Origin of the sequence: Anaerotruncus sp. G3(2012) (genome assembly GCF_000403395.2) — a bacterium.
Classification (GTDB): domain Bacteria; phylum Bacillota; class Clostridia; order Oscillospirales; family Ruminococcaceae; genus Anaerotruncus.
The window spans coordinates 1-2552 of record NZ_KE159670.1 but is presented as its reverse complement, the minus strand read 5'-3'; the positions used below and the strand labels follow the sequence as shown (position 1 = coordinate 2552).

The window sequence follows — 2552 nt, the reverse complement described above, 5'->3', positions numbered from 1 at the left end:
GCGGTCTGGTAGTAATCACTGGCGGGCAGCAGCTCGATGATACAGGCATCCTCGTCCGCGTCGTACAGGACGCTGTAATCCTCGTCCTCCGCCAGCTGGTTGTCCGCCGCGATCACCTCGTCCGAACCGGCTTTCTTTACGCAGGTCACCACCAGCTTGTCATCGTGGATAAATCCGAACGGGATGGAAATCCTGTGCTCCGATACCGCATAGTCCTTGCCTTCTCCCGTCTTCTGCATGGCGGCGGGATCAAAAACGTTGCAGAAGAGCACCGGCTGACAACCGAACAGCTGAAAATGGCTGTACATGAATTCGCAGAGGGTGTAGGTTTCCCAGTCGTAGGAGAAGCCCAGCTTTTCCACCGCTTCTGCCCAGCTTGTGCAAAGGACCGGCGTATACGCTTTGCCCGGGCTGGATGCCGCGTGGGATGGGGCGACGCCCACCACATACGGGATCCCGGCATCCGCCACGACCGGCGTGCTGAGCGAGGTCGCCTGTTCGTACACGTGCACTCCGAGATTGGCCATTTAGTTCCCCTCCCTTCCGGCTGCAACCTTCTGATAGTTTACATATAGGGCGTTCCCGGGCTTTTTGACCTTGAGCCGGGCCTCCGGCAGGGCCGCGCCCGAGACGATCAGGGTTTTCACCAGCGGCTGTTTTTCAATCGCGCGGGCCGCTGCGGCGAGCGCTTCCTCTTTCGTACCCATGTAGATCGTCCCGCTCTGGATCAGGCCCGCAAGGTTGGGGCCGATGTAGCAGTAGAACCCGCTGTCATCCGGTTTGGGCCGGGCTTGAGATTTTTTAGCCATGACAAGCGACCCTCCTCGCTACTGCCGGAAGAATCCATGCGGAGATCATCTCTCCAGCATAATATGGGGCGGTATCCTCGGGATAGATGAAACTCTCCAACCCTGCCGTTCGATCCAGTATGAACTGTCCTCCTATAGCGCCTTTCTCCAATAGGGCGATCCGCAGCCGCTCCATCAGGTTGAGCAGGGCCAGCCCGCCCTCCTGTTCGTCCGGGTGATGCACACAGAAAATCGTACGGATTGAGACAGACGCAGTAGGGAGCTGCCCAGGAGCCTGCTCATCCTTTCCGGTAATCACCTGATGCAGAATATACGGCGCATTTTTCTTTGCCGCACGGCTGTCCGGCAGCCGGGTACTGTAGACCTCTGCTGTGCGGGGAGCAGGCTGCTCCCTGTCCTCTTTCTGCCGGGCTACCGGCAGAATCAAATCGTGAGTGGCTTCCTCTGTAAAAACCTTCAACTGTTCCAGCAAAACTACTTTTGTCATAATTACATCCCCCAACCGTTGAGAATTCTCAAAATTTCATGGTCAATATTCTTCTCGTAAGTCTCGGCCATTTTTTCCTCGATTTTGTCCATGACTCTCTCATTGGCATGCATCATCTGTACAGTGGACGGGCCGTAAAGTTCTCTTACCGGGAATCGCTTTGCGCCGACCCGCTCATAGATTCCCCTGTGCCGTCCCATCTGCGCCTGAAATGCCTGATCCAACGTTTCCGCTGTGTTGGTCCGTTTTACCTGGGTCACGACCCGCCCGCTGCTGTTGATCCGGGTGTTGAATTTGGCGAGTGGGATCACATAACCGCGAAACCCAAATACTACAGACACCCCACCGCCAGTCTCCCGGACTATGTGGTTGACATTCCGGGTCTGAGAAAGGAACTCACTTTGGCTGAGCGTATACTCTTCTGCGACCGCCCGCTTTGCAGCCGTTTTCCCGGAAGATGCAGCGCGGGCCAGGGCACTCCCCACCGCTTTATGGACGCCGCCACTAATTCCCGCCAGCAGTTTTGTCACGCGATCCAAGCTCTCTTCCGCAATATCCACCGTCAGACCCGCATAAACTGCCTCCTGATACTGTGATCTTATCAGCTTGCTCATTCGTCGATCGCCTCCAATTCCACCCGCAGCATCCCCAGTTCGCAGGCAGACGAAGCGACATAAAATCCTCGAAAGAAGCCGCTTCCGCCTTCCTCATCATTGATATAGATGCGTTTGCCCTTCTCCGGCTGGCATCCCCCCAGATCATCCCGCGCGCAATACAGAACGGCTGATACCAGATAGAGTCCCTGCACATGGTCGCTCATCAGCTGTCGCCGGTCTTTCTCCTCAAACCCCTCCAGCACGACGGGAATATCCTGATAACTCTCCCCGTCATACCGGACGGTGCGCAGCTCCGCGAACTCCTCCAGATTCAGGAACAGGCTAATGTCCTCCCGCATATGCTCTTTGAATGTTGCCATCCGCTCACTTCCTCCCCTTGCGGCCGACCGGCAGTTCCTGCATGCCGGGGAGCCGGTCCGGCGCTTCCTCCGGTTCGGCCTCCTCTCCGGGTTTCTGCTCTGGCGCCTGTTTCGGTTCGGTTTGCTCGAGCCAGCCCTCGCTCACATCCATCGCGGCCACCCGTTTTCCGTTGCCCGCGGCCACAATCTTCTCTTCCAGCTCCTTGGGCAGACGGACGGTCTTTCCCGCCGGGATCAGGTATCCGTTATGCGTCAATGGACAAAACAACCGGATCATCCT

Annotated in this window: 5 protein-coding genes and 1 pseudogene; all 6 read right to left on the bottom strand. The window is 57.1% G+C overall.

Annotation, left to right across the window (positions count from 1 at the left end; translation table 11 throughout):
- Window positions 1-527 (bottom strand): annotated as a pseudogene (locus C814_RS13780) (phage tail protein); the annotation flags it as partial.
- Entirely contained in the window at window positions 528-809 is a 282-nt protein-coding gene (locus C814_RS13775) for a hypothetical protein (RefSeq protein WP_016318078.1), read from the bottom strand. It lies immediately after the preceding pseudogene.
- Window positions 802-1296 (bottom strand): hypothetical protein, encoded by a 495-nt coding sequence (locus C814_RS13770; protein ID WP_016318077.1) that lies wholly within the window; start codon window positions 1294-1296, stop codon window positions 802-804. The genes C814_RS13775 and C814_RS13770 overlap by 8 nt, the downstream gene beginning before the upstream one ends.
- Window positions 1297-1298: 2 nt before the next feature.
- Window positions 1299-1910: a hypothetical protein gene (locus C814_RS13765; RefSeq protein ID WP_016318076.1), complete on the bottom strand. Its 612-nt coding sequence runs from the start codon at window positions 1908-1910 to the stop codon at window positions 1299-1301.
- Entirely contained in the window at window positions 1907-2272 is a 366-nt protein-coding gene (locus C814_RS13760; protein ID WP_016318075.1) for a hypothetical protein, read from the bottom strand. The genes C814_RS13765 and C814_RS13760 overlap by 4 nt, the downstream gene beginning before the upstream one ends.
- Window positions 2273-2276: 4 nt before the next feature.
- Window positions 2277-2552: hypothetical protein (locus C814_RS13755; RefSeq protein WP_016318074.1), on the bottom strand; the 276-nt coding region annotated here is incomplete at its 5' end.

Bases quoted from the DNA above. Each gene is read 5' to 3' on its own strand.
- C814_RS13775 (WP_016318078.1), bottom strand. From the start codon at position 809: ATGGCTAAAAAATCTCAAGCCCGGCCCAAACCGGATGACAGCGGGTTC.
- C814_RS13770 (WP_016318077.1), bottom strand. From the start codon at position 1,296: ATGACAAAAGTAGTTTTGCTGGAACAGTTGAAGGTTTTTACAGAGGAA.
- C814_RS13765 (WP_016318076.1), bottom strand. From the start codon at position 1,910: ATGAGCAAGCTGATAAGATCACAGTATCAGGAGGCAGTTTATGCGGGT.
- C814_RS13760 (WP_016318075.1), bottom strand. From the start codon at position 2,272: ATGGCAACATTCAAAGAGCATATGCGGGAGGACATTAGCCTGTTCCTG.